Here is a 16367-nt window from a genome sequence, read left to right on the forward strand (position 1 = left end):
GGCACCGTGATGCCCCACCGTCGCGTGCCCCCCTGGGCAAGCCGAGATGGGCCATAGCACGATAAATCCCGGACCGCTCCAGAGGCGGCCCCGAGATCGAATGCCCTCGACGCCGTTCGCGATTTGGTCCAGGGAAGCGGAATGCAGAATGGCCCGCACGCGCAGCCCGCCGGGGACGGCGCCCCGACCTCCATCGCCGCCCGCGCCATGGGCGCCCTCCGGCGGGACGCCGCCAGCTATCTGGAAGGGCTCAACCCCGAGCAGCGCCGCGCCGTCGAGGCGACGGAAGGCCCGGTGCTGGTTCTGGCCGGGGCCGGCACCGGCAAGACCCGGGTGCTCACCACCCGGATCGCCCACCTGATCGCCACTGGCCGCGCCCGGCCCTACGACATCCTGTCGGTGACCTTCACCAACAAGGCTGCCCGGGAGATGAAGCTGCGGATCGGCGCGCTGATCGGCCCGGCCGGCGAGGGCATGCCCTGGCTCGGCACCTTCCACGCCATCGGCACCAAGATCCTGCGCCGGCACGCCGAGCTGGTCGGGCTGAAGTCGGACTTCACGATCCTCGGGACGGACGACCAGCTGCGCCTGATGAAGCAAGTGATCGCCGACCAGAACATCGACGAGAAGCGCTGGCCGGCCCGGGCGCTCGCCCACACCATCGACGGCTGGAAGAACCGCGGCCTCTCGCCCGAGCAGGTGCCGCCGGGCGAGGCCTCGTCTTTCGCGTTCGGCAAGGGCGGCGCGCTCTACACCGCCTACCAGGCCCGGCTCGCGACGCTCAACGCCGTCGATTTCGGCGATCTTCTGCTCCTGTGCCTCAAGCTCTGGCGTGAGAACAAGGATATCCTCGAAAATTATCAGGATCGCTTTCGCTACATCCTAGTGGACGAGTATCAAGATACGAACGTCGCCCAGTACCTGTGGCTCAGGCTGCTCGCGCAATCACGAAAAAACATCGCCTGTGTGGGCGACGACGACCAGTCGATCTACGGCTGGCGCGGGGCCGAGGTCGACAACATCCTGCGCTTCGAGCACGATTTTCCGGGCGCCGTGGTGGTGCGCCTGGAGCGCAACTACCGCTCCACCGGCCATATCCTGGCCGCCGCCTCGGGCCTGATCGCCAAGAACGAGAGCCGTCTCGGCAAGACCCTGCGCACCGAGGACGAGCCGGGCGAGCGCGTCACCGTGACCGGCGCCTGGGATTCCGAGGAGGAGGCGCGCCAGCTCGCCGAGGCGATCGAATCCCTGCAATCCAAGCAGCATCCCCTGTCGGAGATCGCCGTGCTGGTGCGGATCTCGGCGCAGATGCGCGAGATCGAGGATCGCTTCGTCCAGCTCGGCCTGCCCTATCGGGTGATCGGCGGCCCGCGCTTCTACGAGCGCGCCGAGATCCGCGATGCGCTGGCTTACTTGCGCGTCACCATGAACGTCAGCGACGACCTCGCCTTCGAGCGGATCGTCAACACGCCCAAGCGCGGGCTGGGCGACGCCACCCTGCAGCAGCTCCACACCTACGGCCGCGCCAACCGCCTGCCGCTGCTGATCGCCGCCCAGCGCCTGTGCGAGACCGACGAGCTGAAGCCCCGGGTCCGCGCGACCCTGCGGGCGCTCACCGAGAGTTTTTCCCGGTGGGCACGGCTCATCGAGACGCAGCCGCACAGCGAGGTCGCCCAGACCATCCTGGAGGAATCCGGCTACACCGAGATGTGGCAGAAGGACCGCTCCGCCGACGCCGCCGGCCGCCTGGAGAACCTGAAGGAATTCGTCCGCTCGATGGAAGAATTCCCCGACATGGCGGCCTTCCTGGAGCACGTCTCCCTGGTGATGGAGGCCTCCGAGGCCGAGGGCGCCGAGCGGGTCTCGCTGATGACGCTCCACGCCGCCAAGGGCCTGGAATTCGACACCGTGTTCCTGCCCGGCTGGGAGGACGGCTTGTTCCCCAACCAGCGGGCGCTCGACGAGAGCGGCCGGGCCGGATTGGAAGAAGAGCGCCGCCTCGCCCATGTCGGTCTCACCCGGGCGCGCAAGCGGGCCAAGCTGTCCTTCGCGGTCAACCGGCGCATCCACGGCCTGTGGTCCTCGACCATCCCGTCGCGGTTCATCGACGAATTGCCGGAGACCGCCGTCGACGTGGTCGAGGCGCCCGCGCATTTCTCGGCCGGCGCCTCGCGGTTCGACCGCAACCCGACGCCGTTCGGGTCGAGCTACGGCACGCCCGGCTGGCAGCGTGCCCAGGCCAACACCGCTTCGGGGGCCGGCAACCGGTCCGGCTTCGGCAGCGGCCCCGGCGGCCGGGCCGGCGGCCCGCGCCAGATCGAGGGCGAGCTGATCGCCAAGTCGACCGGCGCGCCCTCCGCGTTCCAGGATGGCCAGCGGGTCTTCCACATGAAGTTCGGCCCCGGAACCGTCGCCGGCGTCGACGGCAACAAGCTCACCGTTGACTTCGATAAAGCCGGCCGGAAGATGGTTCTCGACAGCTTCATCCAGGCTGGATCAAGCTAGTCCCGCCGATCAAGCCCGGACGTTTCAGGGCGGCAGGGTCGGGCGGCTTCGCCCGTGCGGGCGGGGAGGATCTGAGGCCGTGCCGGATGCCGCGTCATCCCGTGTCCCCAGCCCTCGTCCCGGCTCTCGGTCTGATGCAGCCTTGCCAGCATCGCAGCATTTTCCGCAACGCGGTACCGACCGTCACCCCCTGGTCACACCCTCCGAGCAATCGTCCGGTGCGAATCACGTTGGTGCGCCGCTTGCACTGCGTATTCGACCCCGGGCGAAGCGGCGTGACGCTCTCCACAGGCGAATAGCGCGGGGCGGAACCTTCGGCATGGCGCCGGAATTAGTTTCGCAATAGAATAAATCCGGGAGCATTTAGGTAAACGGCAGTTCATCGACAGATCCAGGTTGGCAAGTCCCGTTGGAGTGTTGATCCATGAAGCGACGCCGCACACGACTTGAACTGGTTGAAGACCGCACGCCCCGTATTCACCGCACCCGCTTCGACGAAGAGCGCAACCTCAGCCCCATCCAGCCCCTCACCGACCGCCAAGCCGAATATCTCGACGCCCTGGCCAGCTCCGCCCAGGTGATCGTCCTCGGGCCCGCCGGCACCGGCAAGACCTACATCGCCGGGACGCGGGCCGCCGACCAGCTCCGCCAGCGCCGCATCTCCAAGGTCGTGATCACCCGCCCGAACGTGCCCTCGGGCCGCTCGCTGGGCTTCTTCCCCGGCACCCTCGAGGAGAAGATCGCCCCCTGGGTCGCCCCGCTCACCGAGGCCATGAAGGAGCGGATGGGCCAGGCTGCCTTCGAGATCGCGCTCAAGACCGGCGACATCGAGATCGTGCCGTTCGAGGTGATGCGCGGCCGCACTTTCAAGAACTGCCTGGTGATCCTGGACGAGGCCCAGAACACCACCACCGCCGAGATCAAGATGTTCCTGACCCGGATCGGCGACGATTGCCAGGTCATCATCAACGGCGACGTCTCACAGACCGACCTGCGCGAGACCTCGGGCCTGCGCACGGTCATGCACTTGATCAAGAGCCGGATGATGCCGATCCCGGTGGTCGAGTTCACCCGCGACGACATCGTCCGCTCCGGCATCTGCGCCGAATGGGTGAAGGCGTTCGAGGAAACGAATCTATAATCCAGAAGTTGTTGGCGGCGGACCCTCACGGGTCCGCCGTGCCTTCACCGGCACGAGACGACTCTCCGAACCTCCCGTTTGGGAGGATGAACCGGGCTTCACGCCCGGCTACCAGAGAATTGGAGTCTCCCCGTGAGGAAACTGACCTTCGCCTTTGCCGTGCTGGCCTCGATCGGCGGTGCCGCCCTCGTCCAGCCCGCCAGCGCCGCCCCCGGCCTGCCCTCGGGGATCTCTGCACCCGACTCCGTCACGCAGGTCCGCATGCACCCGATGGAGCGGCGCATGATGCATCGGCGCATGCACCGCCGGATGATGCATCGGCGCATGCATCACCGCGGCATGCACCGGATGTGATGTTCAAGATGCGGGGCCTTCGGGCCCCGTTTCCTTGTGCGGATCGCTTTGGGCGTTGCTCCGCACCCCGCAGATTCCTATCTCGTCACCCTGAATCGCGCAGTCAGGCGGCCGAAGCGGCAGCCGGCCGATCCGGGAGACCACGATGCCCCCCTCGAACCGACTGTTCGACGATCTCGCCCGCCTGATGACCGATGCGGCTGGGGCCGCCCAGGGCGTGCGCCGCGAGGCCGAGACCGTGGTCAAGGCGCAGGTCGAGCGCCTCGTCCGCGATCTCGACATCGCCTCCCGCGAGGAGCTGGACGTGCTGCGCGATCTGGTCACCAATCTCCGGACCCAGAACGAGGCGCTCACCGCCCGGGTGGCCGCCCTCGAGGCGAAATCCGGCACCGCCGGGGCCGGCGCGGCGGGCCTCAGCGAAGCGATCTGAGTCCGCACGGCAACGCGTCAGGCTTTTGCACAGGAAGCGCGACCGATGATTTCGTTTCCTGTTCACCGAGCGTGACCTGCACTTTGTGTCGCGAGTCACGGCCGGTCTATAGTCGGGCATAGGGTGATTCGGCGGCTGCGGGGCGATGTCCGCAGAGCTTTGACAGTCGATCGCGTCACCTCCGGCTTATGCGTGCCGGTCGTATCAAGTTCTCGGAGTGTTCTCGCACTCTTCTCGCGTCCCCGTCACGTCGGTCCGGGTCGATTCCGGGCCGTCCTTTTGGATCGTCATGCCGCTTCTCCACGTCGACTTCCACGACCCTGACCGGAACGAGCATCCGCTCGACGTCGTCGAGCGTCTGGCGTCTTTGCGCGACTGGATCTTCGACCGGGCCGAGACCGACGAGATGTCGATCACCAGCCCCGGCCGCTGGACCGACTACCATGTCGCCTTCACCTGGATTGAGGACGTCGAGGCTCTGCATGTGGCTTGCGCCTTCGATCTCAAGGTGCCGGAGCGGCAGCGGACCGAGGTGCTGCGCCTGATCGCCATGATCAACGAGCAGCTCTGGATCGGCCATTTCGACCTGTGGTCGAGCGACAGCGTGGTGATGTTCCGCCACGCGCTACTTCTGACCGGCGGCGCGGTGCCGACCCACCCGCAATGCGCCACCATGATGAAGACCGCGGTGGATGCCTGCGAGCGCTACTTCCAGGCATTCCAGTTCGTGCTCTGGGCCGGCAAGAGCGCCCGCGAGGCGCTGGATGCCGTGCTGTTCGAGACCGAAGGCGAGGCGTGACGGCGGCCCCGAACGCGGCGCGGATGCCGGCCTCCCTGGTTCTCGCCGGGGCCGGAAAGATGGGCGGCGCGATGCTGGCGGGCTGGCTCGAAGCGGGCCTCGATCCCCAATCCACCACGATCATCGACCCGGTGCCGGCCCGCGCGATCGTGGATCTCTGCGCCCAGCGCGGCATCCGGCTCAACCCGACGAATCCCGAACCCGCAGCAGTGCTGGTCCTGGCGATCAAGCCGCAGGGCCTGGAGGCAGCCGCCCCCGGCCTCGACCGGCTCCTCGGCCCAGACACGCTCCTCGTCTCGATCCTGGCCGGCAAGACCGTCGCAGACCTGCGCACCCGGCTGCTCCGGGCGCGCGCCGTGGTCCGGGCGATGCCCAACCTGCCGGCCAGCATCGGGCGGGGCTCCACCGGCGCCTGCGCGAGCCCGGAGGTAATCCCGGCTCAGCGCGATGCGGCCGACGCCCTATTCTCCGCCAACGGCACGGTGGCCTGGCTCGCCGACGAGGCCCAGATCGACGCCGTGACCGCGGTCTCGGGCTCCGGGCCTGCCTATGTCTTCCTGCTGGTCGAGGCCCTAGCCGAGGCCGGGATCGCTGCCGGGCTCGATCCGGATGTGGCGCGAACGCTGGCGCGGGCCACGGTCGCGGGCGCCGGAGCGCTCCTCGACGCCAGCCCGGACGAGGCGGCCGATCTGCGCCGCAACGTCACTTCTCCGGGTGGGACCACGGCCGCAGCGCTCGACGTGCTGATGCGTCCGGACGGCCTGGCCCCGCTCATGTGCGAAGCCGTGGCGGCGGCCAAACGCCGGGCGGCCGAACTCGCCGGCTGACATCCGTGCGGCATCGCCGCGCGACGGGCCTGCCCTTCCCGGCCGGCTTTCCTACATGAGAGTCGACGACCGACAGGAGCGGGCGACAGACCCATGACCGAGAGCAGAGCCCCGTCGAAGCGCACCCGCAAGGCTGCGAGTGCCGTGCAGGACAACGCGGCGTCGAACGACGCGATCCAGGCCGGCCCGGCCCCGGCATCCCCCGCGCAGTCCGGGAGCCCGCCGAAGCTGCCGCCCCGGGAGGCCGCGGTCGAGGCGCTGATGCGGCTCGCCGCCGAGCAGCCCTGGAATGATATCGAGATCGGTGACATCGCCCGCGAGGCCGGGCTGAGTCTCGCCGAATTGCGCGACCTGTTCCCGTCGAAGGGCGCCGTGCTCGGCGGCCTCACCCGGATCATCGACCGAAAGGTCCTGGAGGGCGACAGCGCCGGCCTCGAAGAAGAGCCGACCCGCGAGCGCCTGTTCGACGTGCTGATGCGCCGGCTCGACGCGATGACGCCCTACAAGCCGGCGCTGCGCCGCATCGCCTACGCGCTGCGCGGCGAGCCGCTGTCGATGGTGGCGCTGAACGGTGTGATGCTGAACTCCCACCGCTACATGCTGGCGGCGGCCGGGATCGACACCGAGGGGCCGCTGGGCCAGCTCAAGCTTCAGGGCGTGGTGATCGCCTTCGCCCGCGTCACCCAGGTCTGGCTCGACGACGACGATCCGGCGCTCGCCAGGACGATGGCCAAGCTCGACAAGGAGATCCGCAACGGCGAGCGTCTGATGGAGCGCGCCGAGGATGCCCGGCGGCTCACCGCGCCGTTGCGGGCGCTTGGCCGTTCGCTCCTGGACCGGCGCCCTCGCCGCCGGCGCGAGCCGGACGGCGACGACACGGATCCCGCCGCCGCGATTTAATCGCTCTGCCGGCCTCCGACGGCCGCTGGGAGCCCGCGTTCAGCTCCTGCTTCGAGATGTACGGGGCGATCGAAGGATCAGCCGCTCCCACCGACTCGCGACTTCAGCCGCGGTCAAACGGGCCTGAGCGTATCCTCTCGGATCCGGCCACCGGACCGAAGCTCTGCCCCGACGTCCTTATCCGGCGACGCGGTTCGTCAGCGCTTCGCGCATCAGGGTCGCGACCATGCCGTTCTGGAACTGCTCGCGCTGGATGAACAGCGCGTCCGGGACGAGCACCGAGGCCTCCTGCTCCGGCGGGTCGAACGGATCGCTGGAGAGAACGATGCGCAGGCCCGGGCGCAGGGCCCGCGCCTCGACCGCGAGCTGTGCGCAGCACAGGCCGCCGCCCTGCAGCGCAGCATCCACCACCATCACGTCCACGGGCAGCCCGAGGGCCAGCACCGTCATGGCATCGACGCCCCGGTCGCAGGCGGTCACCTGGTAACCCAGCATCCGGATCTCGGCCGAGATCTCGTCGCGCCAGCGCTTGTGGCGGCCGACGACCAGCACCTGGATCCGGTAGCAGACGCCCTGGGGCAGCCTCCCGGAGGCCGTCTCGACGTCGGTTGTGGGCATAGTCCGCACTCGACCTCGCTCTGGCTTTGCGATGCAGCATGCTATGCCGGGAACCAAGGCTCGCGCAAGCCTGGGGCCGCGAAGACGCCGCATTTCGCGCCGCGTTTGCTCAAAGCGCATGCAGCCTCCCACTTGGGCAACGCAGAGGCGTACGGTTGACGGCGCCGGGGTCGCGCGGGCAACACCGGGCCGCCGCGGGAGGCCCCGCGCGCTGCCGGAGCGTTCAGCCGATGTCGTCCGCGAAATCCCCGCCCGTTTCCCCGCTGGCGCCGCGCGCGGTGCCGGAGTTGCCGCCGCTCCCGGGGGTGCGAATCGCCACCGCCCAGGCTGGCATCCGCTACAGCGGCCGGACCGACGTGCTCTATGTCGACCTCGCCGCCGGCACCCGGGCGGCCGGGGTGTTCACCCGTTCGAAATGCCCGTCCGCGCCGGTGGATTGGTGCCGCGAGGCTCTCGCGCACGGCGTGGCCCGGGCCGTTGTGGTCAATTCGGGCAACGCCAACGCCTTCACGGGCCGGCTCGGCCGGGAGGCCGTCGCCAAGACCGTGCAGATCGCCGCGCAGGCGGCCGGCTGCAGCGACCGGGAGGTCTACGTCGCCTCCACCGGGGTGATCGGCGAGCCGCTGCCGGCCGAGCGATTCGAGGGGGTTCTGGCCGAGTGCGCCGCCCGGGCCACGGACGGCCCGGCCGCCTGGGCCGAGGCCGCCCGGGCGATCATGACCACCGACACCTTCCCTAAGCTCGCGACCCGCAAAGCCGAGATCGACGGCGTGGCCGTGACCATCAACGGCATCGCCAAGGGTGCCGGCATGATCGCCCCCGACATGGCGACGATGCTGGCCTTCGTGTTCACCGACGCCGCCCTGCCCCAGGCTGCGCTCCAGGCCCTGCTCTCCGCCGGCACCAAGACCAGCTTCAACTGCGTGACGGTGGACGGCGACACCTCGACCTCCGACACCCTGCTGCTGTTCGCCACGGCCAAGGCCGGCAATGCCGAGATCGGCGACGCGGCCGACCCGCGGCTCGCCGGCTTCAAGGCGGCGCTCGACAGCCTGCTGATCGAACTGGCTCAGCTCGTCGCCAAGGATGGCGAAGGCGCGCGCAAATTCGTCACCGTGCGGGTCACCGGCGCCGAGAGCGACGCCTCCGCCCACCGGATCGCGATGTCGATCGCCAACTCGCCGCTGGTGAAAACCGCGGTGGCCGGCGAGGACGCCAATTGGGGCCGGGTGGTGATGGCGGTCGGCAAGGCCGGTGAGCCAGCCGACCGGGACCGCTTGGCGATCTGGTTCGGCGACGTGCGCGTGGCCGTCGATGGCGCCCGCGATCCGGGTTACAGCGAGGACGCCGCCAGCGCGGTGATGCGCGAGCCGGAGATCGGCATCCGGGTCGATCTCGGCCTGGGCGCAGGCCAGGCCCGCGTCTGGACCTGCGATCTGACCAAGGCCTACATCGAGATCAACGGGGATTACCGCTCGTGAGGCCGCGCCTCGCCGGGATTCTCCTGCTGGCGCTGGTGCCTATCCGGGCGCAGGCCGACGATGCGGAGTGCAAGCGGCGCATCAGCGTGGTCGGGCGGGCCACCGAGACGCGGGCGCCGGACTTCACGGAGGTCACCATCGGGATCGAGGCGCGGGGCGCAACCCCGGCCGCTTCCCTCGACGCCGCCTCGAAGGCGGTGGCCGGAATCTCGGCGCAGGCGCGCGCCCTGGGCGTGCCGCCCGCCGATATCGGGACCGCCGCGGTGACGCTCCAGGCCGGCACGCGCAGTGTGACCCGGCCGGGGGGCGTGGTTACCGAGGAGCCCGACGGCTACCGGGCCGGCAACGCGGTGACCGTCCGCCTCGCCGACATGGACCGCCTCGGCGATCTGCTGCGCCAGGCCCTCGATTCGGGCGCGAACCGGATCGACGGGGTGAGTTTTGGCCTGCGCGATCCCGACAAGGCCGAGGCGGCCCTCCAGGTCGCGGCGGCCCGCGACGCCCGGACCCGGGCCGAGGCCCTGGCCGAGGCCTTGGGCGCCAAGCTCGGGCCGCTCTGCACGCTGGGCAATGCGGGGGCCGGGGCGCCGTATCCGCCCCTGAATCGCGCCCTGGCGGCGCCGATGGCCGCCAAGGGCCGGCGCGTCCCGATCGAGGCCGGCACGATCCAGCTCTCCTCCGAGGTCTCGGCCACCTTCGCGGTGGCGCCGTGAGCGCGCCGTTGCGCCTGTTGCTGGTGGTCGCGGTGGCGCTGGTCGACGTCGACGGCCGGATCCTGGTGAGCGAGCGCCCAGCGGGCAAGCAGCTTGCCGGGCTGTGGGAATTTCCGGGCGGCAAGGTCGAGGCGGGCGAGCGCCCGGAGGAGACCCTGATCCGGGAGTTGTCGGAAGAGCTCGGCATCCGGGTCGAGGAGCCGTGCCTGGCGCCGCTGACCTTCGCCAGCCACGCCTATCCGGACTTCCACCTGCTGATGCCGCTCTACGTCTGCCGCCGCTGGTCGGGCACGCCCCGCTCGATGGAGGGCCAGGCGCTGAAATGGGTCCGCCCCAAAGCCCTGCGCGACCTCGCCATGCCCCCGGCCGACGCGCCGCTGATCCCGTTTCTGGTCGAGCTTCTGGGGGGATAAGATGGTTCTCGGCCGAGGCGCCGCATCAGGAGGCCCGCACGGATCGCATCGTCCGTGCGGGCCGCGACGGCGTAGGCGGCGCGGCGGTGAGGGGCCGATTGCGAAGCCGGTCAGGCCCGGCCCTGCCGGGCGTCGAGGCTGACCGGGCCGGCCCCGAAGGCCGCGACCTGAAGCAAGCCGCCCGCCACGGCGAGGTTCTTCAGGAAGTGGAACATCTGGTTCGGGTCGGCCAGGGCGGTGTGGAAAGTGAGCGCGGTGGCCACCGCGAATCCGGCAAGCGCCAGGGCGACGAGGCGGGTCCGGTAGCCGAGGATCAGCAGCAGGCCGCCCACGACCTCCACCAGGGCGGCGGCCGCGAACGAGACCTCCGGCAGCGGCAGGCCGGCGGCCCGGATGGTGGCGAGCGCCGCCTCGGGGGCGGCGAGCTTGCCGCTTCCGCTCACCAGGAACAGCGCGCTCATCAGGACCCGGCCGGTGACCGGCAGCAGCGTCAGCGCGGCGGCGATCGGAGATGCCATGGGAAGACTCCGTTTCAGCGTGGAGAGATTCGACGATCAGGCCGCGTCCGCGTGTGCGAGGCTGCGGACCCAGTCCGCCGCGAGGCCGACATCGGCCTGGGACAGGCCGTGGCCGACCGGGAGGATCCTGTGCTCGACCGCGGCGCCGACGGTCGTGAGCTGCTGGGCCAGGCGGCTGGCGTTCTCGGCCGGGACGATCGGGTCCATCGCCCCGGAAAGCATCAGCACCGGCTTGCCCGCGAGGGCCGCCGCGGGCGGCTCGGCCAGCGGCACCATCGGGCGGATCAGCACCGCGCCGGCCAGCACCTCCGGGTGCAGCATCAGCAGCGCGGCGGCGATGTTGGCGCCGTTCGAGAAGCCGAGCGCCAGCGGCGCCCCGATCCCGTAACGCGCCCGCGCCGCGCCCACGAAGGTTGCGAGATCCTGGGTGCGGCGGCGCAGATCAGCTTCGTCGAACACGCCCTCGGCGAGGCGCCGGAAGAACCGGGGCATACCGTTCTCCGACACCGCCCCGCGGGGCGACAGCAGGGCGGCGCCCGGGGCCACGATCCGGCCCAGCGGCAGGAGATCGTGCTCGGTGCCGCCGGTCCCATGCAGGAGCAGCAGCGGCCGCGCGGCGGGGGCGCCGGGCTCGAACCGATGAATCAGGCCGAGGGAATTTGGGGTGAGAATCTCTTGGGTCACGGCGACCTCGCTTGTGGCAGTTCTTGCACCTCCGCCCTGTCCATCCGGGGCGGAGGCGTGGGTCAGGCGACCTTCGGCAGCACCGCCTCGATCTGGGCCCGGTGCGGTTCCAGCCCGGCAGGCAGCTTCAGGGCGGTGCCGAGGGACTCCACCGGCTCGTCCACGGCGAAGCCGGGGGCGTCGGTGGCGATCTCGAACAGCACGCCGCCGGGCTCGCGGAAGTAGACCGACCGAAAGTATTGGCGGTCCCGCTGCTCGGTAACCTGGAGGCCGAGCCCGGCGAGTTTTTCGACCATCGCGGCCTGCGCGGCATCGTCCGCCGCCCGGAACGCGATGTGGTGGACCGAGCCCGCCCCCTGTCGACCGCGCAGGAAGCCACCCACCGCCCGGAGGGTCACGAAGCTGCCGAGCTCAGCGCTGCCGGCGAACCGGACCAGGTTGCCCTCGCGGGCCTCCTCGCGCAGGCCGAGCACCTCCGTGAGGATCGCGGCCGTGGCCTCGGCCCTCTCCAGAAGAAGCGTCACCCCGTGCAGGCCCCGGATCGCGTGCTCGGCCGGAACCTCGGCCGAAGCCCAGCCGGCCTCCGCCTCGGCACCATCGACGCCGACCAGCGCCAGCATCATCCCGTCGGGATCGCGGAACCGCAGGGTCGGCGCGCCGAACACCTGGACCAGGGGCTCGTGGGCGATGCCCTTCTCGATCAGCCGGTGGGTCCACCAGCCGATCGAGGCGCGGGGCACCCGGAACGCGGTCTCCTGGGTCTCGCCGATCCCGACCCGGCCGGGGGCCGCGTGTTCGATCGGGAAGAAGGTCAGGATCGTGCCGGGCTGCCCGGCCGGGTCGCCGTAGTAGAGGTGGTAGGTGCCGGGATCGTCGAAGTTGACGGTCTTCTTCACCAGCCGCTGGCCGAGCACGCGGGTGTGGAAGTCGAGGTTGCGCATTGCCGGGCCGGAAAAGGCCGTGACGTGGTGGAGGCCGGACTTCACCATGACGCTGTCTCCCGAGAAGCCGCCGCGGATGCCGCTGGGCGTTTGCGATGACGGCAATCTGGCCCTTGCCATCGCTCGCGGAAATAGAAACGCTGGAAACCCATCGTTTCCGGAATGTGACTCATGCGGCTTCCCGATTTCGAGGCCTGGGCGGTCTTCGCCAAGGTGGTGGAGGCGGGCTCCTTCGGCCGGGCCGCGGAGGACCTCGGCCTGTCGAAGGGCACCGTCTCGAAGGCCGTGGGCCGGCTGGAAGCCCGGATCGGCGCCCGGCTGTTCAACCGAACCTCGCGCAAGCTGGCACTGACGGAGGCCGGGCACGCCGCCAAAGCCGGCGCCGCGCGGATCCTGGCGGAGGGCGAGGCCGCGGAGGCGCTGGCCATCGCGGGCTCCGCCGAGCCGCGCGGCCTGGTCCGCTTGGCCGCGCCGATGACCTTCGGGGTGATGCATATCGCGCCGCTGCTGCCGGATTTCCTCCGGCAGCACCCGACGGTGTCGGTGGACCTGCATCTTTCGGATGCTGTGGTCGATCTCGTCGGCGGCGGCTTCGATATCGGCTTACGGATCGCGGCCCTGCCGGATTCCTCCTTGCGCGCCCGGCGGCTCTGCGCGATCCGGCGCTCGCTGGTGGCGACGCCGGACTATCTCGGCCGGCACGGACGCCCCACGCATCCGGATGACCTCGCCGGCCACGCCTGCCTGGGCTACGCCTACCTGCCAACCCCCGATCGCTGGCGGTTCATCGACGAATCCGGCGTGGAGGCCGTGGTCGTCCCCGGCGGCCAATTGCGGGCGAATAACGCCGAGGCGCTGGCGCCGGCGCTCCGGGCCGGTCTCGGCCTCGCCCTGCAGCCGGATTTCATGATCTGGGACGACCTCGAAGCCGGGCGCCTGGAGCGGGTCCTGCGCGGCTGGTCGCCGCCGCCGATCGCGCTGCACCTGGTGACGCCCCCCGGCGACCCACGGCCGGCCCGGATCACCGCCCTGATCGGTTATCTCGCGCAGACGCTGGCCCAGGCCCCCTGGGCTGGCGCCGCGATAGGGCGAGTCCGGGAGCCATCGGAATACAACCAGGCGTTACAATTTTTTCAGGGGCTCGACGTCTAATAAGGTGAGATGCTTGCGCGGCGCGTGTGGTCAAAGATGGCGGCCCCATCATGAGTGTCCGATTTTTACCTTTTGAATGATATTATACAATTGTTCTTGACTCACTCGACGGTATCTGGCCAGGTCCGAAAAGCCTGGATACTCTACCTTGCTTGAAGGAGGGTGTCCGGCCTCGGTCGTTATACGTCCGATCCCGGCGTCCGTGAGGCTGATCCTGGACGCTCCATGGGGATGGATGAGGTGTCGACCGACGTTGGAACCGTCTCGAGGGCAGGCCCGCGGTTGCGCGGCCGGATCCGCCCGATGAGACGGACCGTTAGCTCCCTGCCTTGCCCGCCCCGCCGAACGCAGCACCGGCTCGAAAGCCGCGCGCATCACGCTCGGCATCAGCCATTTAGACCCGTCCGTTCGAGGCCCTGATGTTGACTGCGGTTTCCACTCGATCCGCGCCCGATCGGCTGGTCCACAAGACCGTCGCAGCCGCCGTCGCCGAATCCCTGCGTCAACGGATCCTCACCGGCGAGTTCCCCGCAGGCACCCAGCTGCGCCAGGATGCGCTGGCGGACGAGTTCGGAATCAGCCGGATCCCTATCCGGGAGGCCCTGCTGCAGCTCGAAGCCACCGGCCTGATCAAGATCATGCCGCATCGCGGCGCCGTGGTCTCGGGCCTGTCGGTGGAGGAGGTGGAGGACATCTTTACTCTCCGCGTCCAGTTGGAGCCGGAACTTCTGGCCCTCTCGGCGCAGCGCTTCTCGGCGCAGGACATCCAAGACCTGCACGGTCTCACCGAGGAATACAGCGCCGCCCTGAAATCCGGGGAAATCCTGCGCTGGGGCGAACTAAACCAGCGCTTCCATCTCGACCTGCTGCGGCATGCCGGGCGCCCGCGCTCGCTGAGCATCGTCGCCGGCCTGCTGCAGGATTGCGACCGCCCAACCCGTCTTCAGCTCTCGACCTCCGGGGACGTCGCCCGGGCTGACCGGGAGCACCGGGCGATCATCGCCCTGTGCGCGGCCGGCCAGATCGACGAGGCGGCCGACCACCTGCGCCGTCACATCCAGCACGCCGCACATTCCCTGATCGCGATCTACCGGCGCGCGCTCGGCGTATGAGGCGGCGGGCCCTCACTCCGCCTTGTCGGTGCGGCCGCCGAGGCGGCCCGGCAGGCCGGTCAGGCGGTCCTTCATCGCCAGCACCTTCTGGACCTTGGCGCCGAGGGTGAGGAGCTGGACCAGGCGCTCGGTGTCGAGGCGGCGCACGTCGGCGTACCAACCCGCAAACAGCTCGAACAGGTCGTGCATCTCCCGGAGCCGGGCCTGGGCGTGGCGCTCCGCCTCGGACTCGGCCTCCTGCATCAGCAGCTCGCGCAGCAGGGTCAGGGTCGGATCGATCTCGCGCTTCTTGCGCTCCTCGACCAGGGTGCGGACGATCTGCCAGATATCCTCCGGGGTGGCGAAATAGTCCCGCCGATCGCCGGGCACGTGCTGGAGCCGCACGAGGTTCCAAGCCTGCAGCTCCTTGAGCCCCATGCTGACGTTGGAGCGCGACACGCCCAGCCTCTCGACGATCTCGTCGGCGTTGAGCGGCCGCTCGGCCACGAACAGCAGGGCGTAGATCTGCCCCACCGTCCGGTTGATGCCCCAGCGCGAGCCCATCTCGCCGAAATGCAGCACGAAGGTCTGGACCAGGGGAGGCAGGTGCACGGCGGCGATCCGTCGGACGGTGGGTACCCCGGGGCGGCCGGGGTCGTTGCTGGCTTATCAGGTCCTGAGCCAGAACCGGAGGAGCGTCGCCACCACCCCGAGGCCGAGGATGCTCCCGGCCCAGATGGCCGCGAACCAGGCGAGGCGCTTCCAGAGCGGGAGCGGGGTTGCGGGCGCCATCAGTGATACCCGTGCGCGTCGACCTTGCCGCGGAAGACCCAGTAGGAATATGCGGTGTAGATCAGGATGATCGGGATCAGGACCGAGGCGCCGACCAGCATGAACATCTGGCTCGCCTCGGGTGCGGCAGCCTGCCAGATCGTAATCCGCCCCGGCACCACGTCGGGAAAGATGCTGATACCGAGCCCCAGGAACGACAGGGCGAACAAGCCGAGCGCGATCAAGAACGGCGCCCGCTCGCCCCCGTCCCGCAGGGACCGCCATAGGGCGTAGGCCGCGAGCGCCACGAGCATCGGCACCTGCGCAGCAACTAGGACGTTCGGCATCGCCAGCCAGCGCTCGAAGTAGCGCCCCTGCAGGAACGGCGTCGCGGCGCTGACCAGTGCGATCGCCGCCACCGTGGCGATGGTCAGGCGCTGGGCGAACCGGCGGGCCTGAAGCTGGAGCAACCCCTCCGTGCGCATCACCAGCCAGGTCGCCCCGAGCAGCGCGTAGGCAACCACGAGGCTCACGCCGACCAGCAGGCTGAACGGTGTCAGCCAGTCCCACCAGCCACCGGCATAGGCCCGGCCCTCGACCGCGATGCCCTGGAGCAGGGCGCCCAGCGCGATCCCCTGAGCCAGGGCCGCCACCATCGAACCGCCCGTGAAGGCCACATCCCAGGCGGCGCGGTGGCCGGGATCGCGCCAGCGGAACTCGAAGGCGACGCCGCGAAAAATCAGCCCGAGCAGCATCGCGATGATCGGCACGTAGAGCGCCGGCAGGATCACCGCGTAGGCCAGCGGGAAGGCCGCGAACAGCCCACCGCCGCCCAGAACCAGCCAGGTCTCGTTGCCGTCCCAGACCGGGGCGACGGAGTTCATGGCGGTGTCGCGCTCCGGCCCCGGCCGCAGGGCCGGGAACAGGATGCCGATGCCGAGATCGAAGCCGTCCATGACGATGTAGGCGAAGACCGCGAAGGCGATCACGAACGCCCAGATCACGGTGAGATCGACGCTGTAGACCATG

19 protein-coding genes are annotated in these 16367 nt (G+C 69.9%); 12 read left to right on the plus strand and 7 right to left on the minus strand.

What is annotated here, in order from left to right:
• Positions 1-141 precede the first annotated feature (141 nt).
• The 7 genes from MKL11_RS32040 to MKL11_RS32070 all read left to right on the plus strand — a co-directional run bounded on the left by MKL11_RS32040 (position 142) and on the right by MKL11_RS32070 (position 6956).
• On the plus strand, positions 142-2505 hold the full coding sequence (locus MKL11_RS32040; protein ID WP_243951242.1) for an ATP-dependent helicase: 2364 nt from the start codon (positions 142-144) through the stop codon (positions 2503-2505).
• A gap of 424 nt (positions 2506-2929) precedes the next feature.
• The gene (locus MKL11_RS32045; RefSeq protein ID WP_243951244.1) at positions 2930-3646 is read left to right on the plus strand and encodes a PhoH family protein; all 717 of its coding nucleotides are present in this window, start codon (positions 2930-2932) and stop codon (positions 3644-3646) included.
• Between the two features lie 132 nt (positions 3647-3778).
• Entirely contained in the window at positions 3779-4000 is a 222-nt protein-coding gene (locus tag MKL11_RS32050) for a hypothetical protein (RefSeq protein WP_243951246.1), read from the plus strand.
• A 145-nt stretch (positions 4001-4145) separates the two neighbouring features.
• Positions 4146-4430, plus strand: a complete 285-nt coding sequence (locus tag MKL11_RS32055) for an accessory factor UbiK family protein (RefSeq protein WP_243951248.1) — start codon at positions 4146-4148, stop codon at positions 4428-4430.
• A 289-nt stretch (positions 4431-4719) separates the two neighbouring features.
• Positions 4720-5229, plus strand: a complete 510-nt coding sequence (locus MKL11_RS32060; protein WP_243951250.1) for a YbjN domain-containing protein — start codon at positions 4720-4722, stop codon at positions 5227-5229.
• Entirely contained in the window at positions 5226-6056 is an 831-nt protein-coding gene (gene proC, locus MKL11_RS32065; protein WP_409565945.1) for a pyrroline-5-carboxylate reductase, read from the plus strand. The genes MKL11_RS32060 and proC overlap by 4 nt, the downstream gene beginning before the upstream one ends.
• Positions 6057-6149: 93 nt before the next feature.
• Positions 6150-6956 (plus strand): TetR/AcrR family transcriptional regulator, encoded by an 807-nt coding sequence (locus MKL11_RS32070; protein ID WP_243951252.1) that lies wholly within the window; start codon positions 6150-6152, stop codon positions 6954-6956.
• Positions 6957-7133: 177 nt separating this feature from the next.
• Here the strand turns inward: MKL11_RS32070 and MKL11_RS32075 are convergent, their stop codons facing one another.
• Complete coding sequence (locus MKL11_RS32075; protein ID WP_243951254.1) at positions 7134-7574, minus strand: histidine kinase; 441 nt, start codon at positions 7572-7574, stop codon at positions 7134-7136.
• Positions 7575-7804: 230 nt separating this feature from the next.
• Between MKL11_RS32075 and argJ the strand changes: the two genes are divergently transcribed.
• The 3 genes from argJ to MKL11_RS32090 are packed head-to-tail and all read left to right on the plus strand — an operon-like array spanning position 7805 to position 10181.
• Positions 7805-9055, plus strand: coding sequence for a bifunctional glutamate N-acetyltransferase/amino-acid acetyltransferase ArgJ (gene argJ, locus MKL11_RS32080; protein ID WP_243951256.1), 1251 nt, complete (start codon positions 7805-7807; stop codon positions 9053-9055).
• Positions 9052-9768, plus strand: a complete 717-nt coding sequence (locus tag MKL11_RS32085; RefSeq protein ID WP_243951258.1) for an SIMPL domain-containing protein — start codon at positions 9052-9054, stop codon at positions 9766-9768. Before argJ ends, MKL11_RS32085 begins: the two co-directional genes overlap by 4 nt.
• The gene (locus MKL11_RS32090) at positions 9765-10181 is read left to right on the plus strand and encodes a (deoxy)nucleoside triphosphate pyrophosphohydrolase (protein ID WP_243951261.1); all 417 of its coding nucleotides are present in this window, start codon (positions 9765-9767) and stop codon (positions 10179-10181) included. The genes MKL11_RS32085 and MKL11_RS32090 overlap by 4 nt, the downstream gene beginning before the upstream one ends.
• Positions 10182-10291: 110 nt before the next feature.
• On the opposite strand, the gene MKL11_RS32095 is transcribed toward MKL11_RS32090, so the two are convergent.
• From MKL11_RS32095 to MKL11_RS32105, 3 genes are all read right to left on the minus strand, one after another.
• On the minus strand, positions 10292-10699 hold the full coding sequence (locus MKL11_RS32095; RefSeq protein WP_243951264.1) for a DoxX family protein: 408 nt from the start codon (positions 10697-10699) through the stop codon (positions 10292-10294).
• A 36-nt stretch (positions 10700-10735) separates the two neighbouring features.
• Positions 10736-11383: an alpha/beta hydrolase gene (locus MKL11_RS32100; protein ID WP_243951266.1), complete on the minus strand. Its 648-nt coding sequence runs from the start codon at positions 11381-11383 to the stop codon at positions 10736-10738.
• Positions 11384-11445: 62 nt separating this feature from the next.
• Positions 11446-12372 (minus strand): ring-cleaving dioxygenase, encoded by a 927-nt coding sequence (locus MKL11_RS32105; RefSeq protein WP_243951268.1) that lies wholly within the window; start codon positions 12370-12372, stop codon positions 11446-11448.
• 123 nt (positions 12373-12495) lie between these two features.
• On the opposite strand from MKL11_RS32105, the gene MKL11_RS32110 reads away from it, so the two are divergent.
• Positions 12496-13476, plus strand: coding sequence for a LysR family transcriptional regulator (locus MKL11_RS32110; RefSeq protein WP_243951270.1), 981 nt, complete (start codon positions 12496-12498; stop codon positions 13474-13476).
• A 419-nt stretch (positions 13477-13895) separates the two neighbouring features.
• A complete protein-coding gene (locus MKL11_RS32115; protein ID WP_243951272.1) occupies positions 13896-14588 on the plus strand; it encodes a GntR family transcriptional regulator in 693 nt (230 codons plus the stop codon).
• Between the two features lie 12 nt (positions 14589-14600).
• Here MKL11_RS32115 and MKL11_RS32120 read toward each other — a convergent pair whose 3' ends face one another.
• Genes MKL11_RS32120 through cydB form a run of 3 tightly spaced genes read right to left on the minus strand, consistent with a single transcriptional unit; the run spans position 14601 to position 16366 of the window.
• Positions 14601-15179, minus strand: coding sequence for a GbsR/MarR family transcriptional regulator (locus tag MKL11_RS32120; RefSeq protein WP_243951274.1), 579 nt, complete (start codon positions 15177-15179; stop codon positions 14601-14603).
• A gap of 57 nt (positions 15180-15236) precedes the next feature.
• On the minus strand, positions 15237-15359 hold the full coding sequence (locus MKL11_RS32125) for a DUF2474 family protein (protein ID WP_243951276.1): 123 nt from the start codon (positions 15357-15359) through the stop codon (positions 15237-15239).
• The gene (gene cydB, locus MKL11_RS32130) at positions 15359-16366 is read right to left on the minus strand and encodes a cytochrome d ubiquinol oxidase subunit II (protein WP_243951279.1); all 1008 of its coding nucleotides are present in this window, start codon (positions 16364-16366) and stop codon (positions 15359-15361) included. Before cydB ends, MKL11_RS32125 begins: the two co-directional genes overlap by 1 nt.
• Between the last annotated feature and the right edge of the window lies 1 nt (position 16367).

It is taken from the genome of Methylobacterium sp. J-077, assembly GCF_022829365.1.
In the GTDB taxonomy this organism is placed as follows: Bacteria; Pseudomonadota; Alphaproteobacteria; order Rhizobiales; family Beijerinckiaceae; genus Methylobacterium.

Bases quoted from the DNA above. Each gene is read 5' to 3' on its own strand.
- MKL11_RS32040 (WP_243951242.1), top strand. From the start codon at position 142: ATGCAGAATGGCCCGCACGCGCAGCCCGCCGGGGACGGCGCCCCGACC.
- MKL11_RS32045 (WP_243951244.1), top strand. From the start codon at position 2,930: ATGAAGCGACGCCGCACACGACTTGAACTGGTTGAAGACCGCACGCCC.
- MKL11_RS32055 (WP_243951248.1), top strand. From the start codon at position 4,146: ATGCCCCCCTCGAACCGACTGTTCGACGATCTCGCCCGCCTGATGACC.
- MKL11_RS32060 (WP_243951250.1), top strand. From the start codon at position 4,720: ATGCCGCTTCTCCACGTCGACTTCCACGACCCTGACCGGAACGAGCAT.
- MKL11_RS32070 (WP_243951252.1), top strand. From the start codon at position 6,150: ATGACCGAGAGCAGAGCCCCGTCGAAGCGCACCCGCAAGGCTGCGAGT.
- MKL11_RS32075 (WP_243951254.1), bottom strand. From the start codon at position 7,574: ATGCCCACAACCGACGTCGAGACGGCCTCCGGGAGGCTGCCCCAGGGC.
- argJ (WP_243951256.1), top strand. From the start codon at position 7,805: ATGTCGTCCGCGAAATCCCCGCCCGTTTCCCCGCTGGCGCCGCGCGCG.
- MKL11_RS32095 (WP_243951264.1), bottom strand. From the start codon at position 10,699: ATGGCATCTCCGATCGCCGCCGCGCTGACGCTGCTGCCGGTCACCGGC.
- MKL11_RS32105 (WP_243951268.1), bottom strand. From the start codon at position 12,372: ATGGTGAAGTCCGGCCTCCACCACGTCACGGCCTTTTCCGGCCCGGCA.
- MKL11_RS32110 (WP_243951270.1), top strand. From the start codon at position 12,496: ATGCGGCTTCCCGATTTCGAGGCCTGGGCGGTCTTCGCCAAGGTGGTG.
- MKL11_RS32115 (WP_243951272.1), top strand. From the start codon at position 13,896: ATGTTGACTGCGGTTTCCACTCGATCCGCGCCCGATCGGCTGGTCCAC.
- MKL11_RS32125 (WP_243951276.1), bottom strand. From the start codon at position 15,359: ATGGCGCCCGCAACCCCGCTCCCGCTCTGGAAGCGCCTCGCCTGGTTC.
- cydB (WP_243951279.1), bottom strand. From the start codon at position 16,366: ATGGTCTACAGCGTCGATCTCACCGTGATCTGGGCGTTCGTGATCGCC.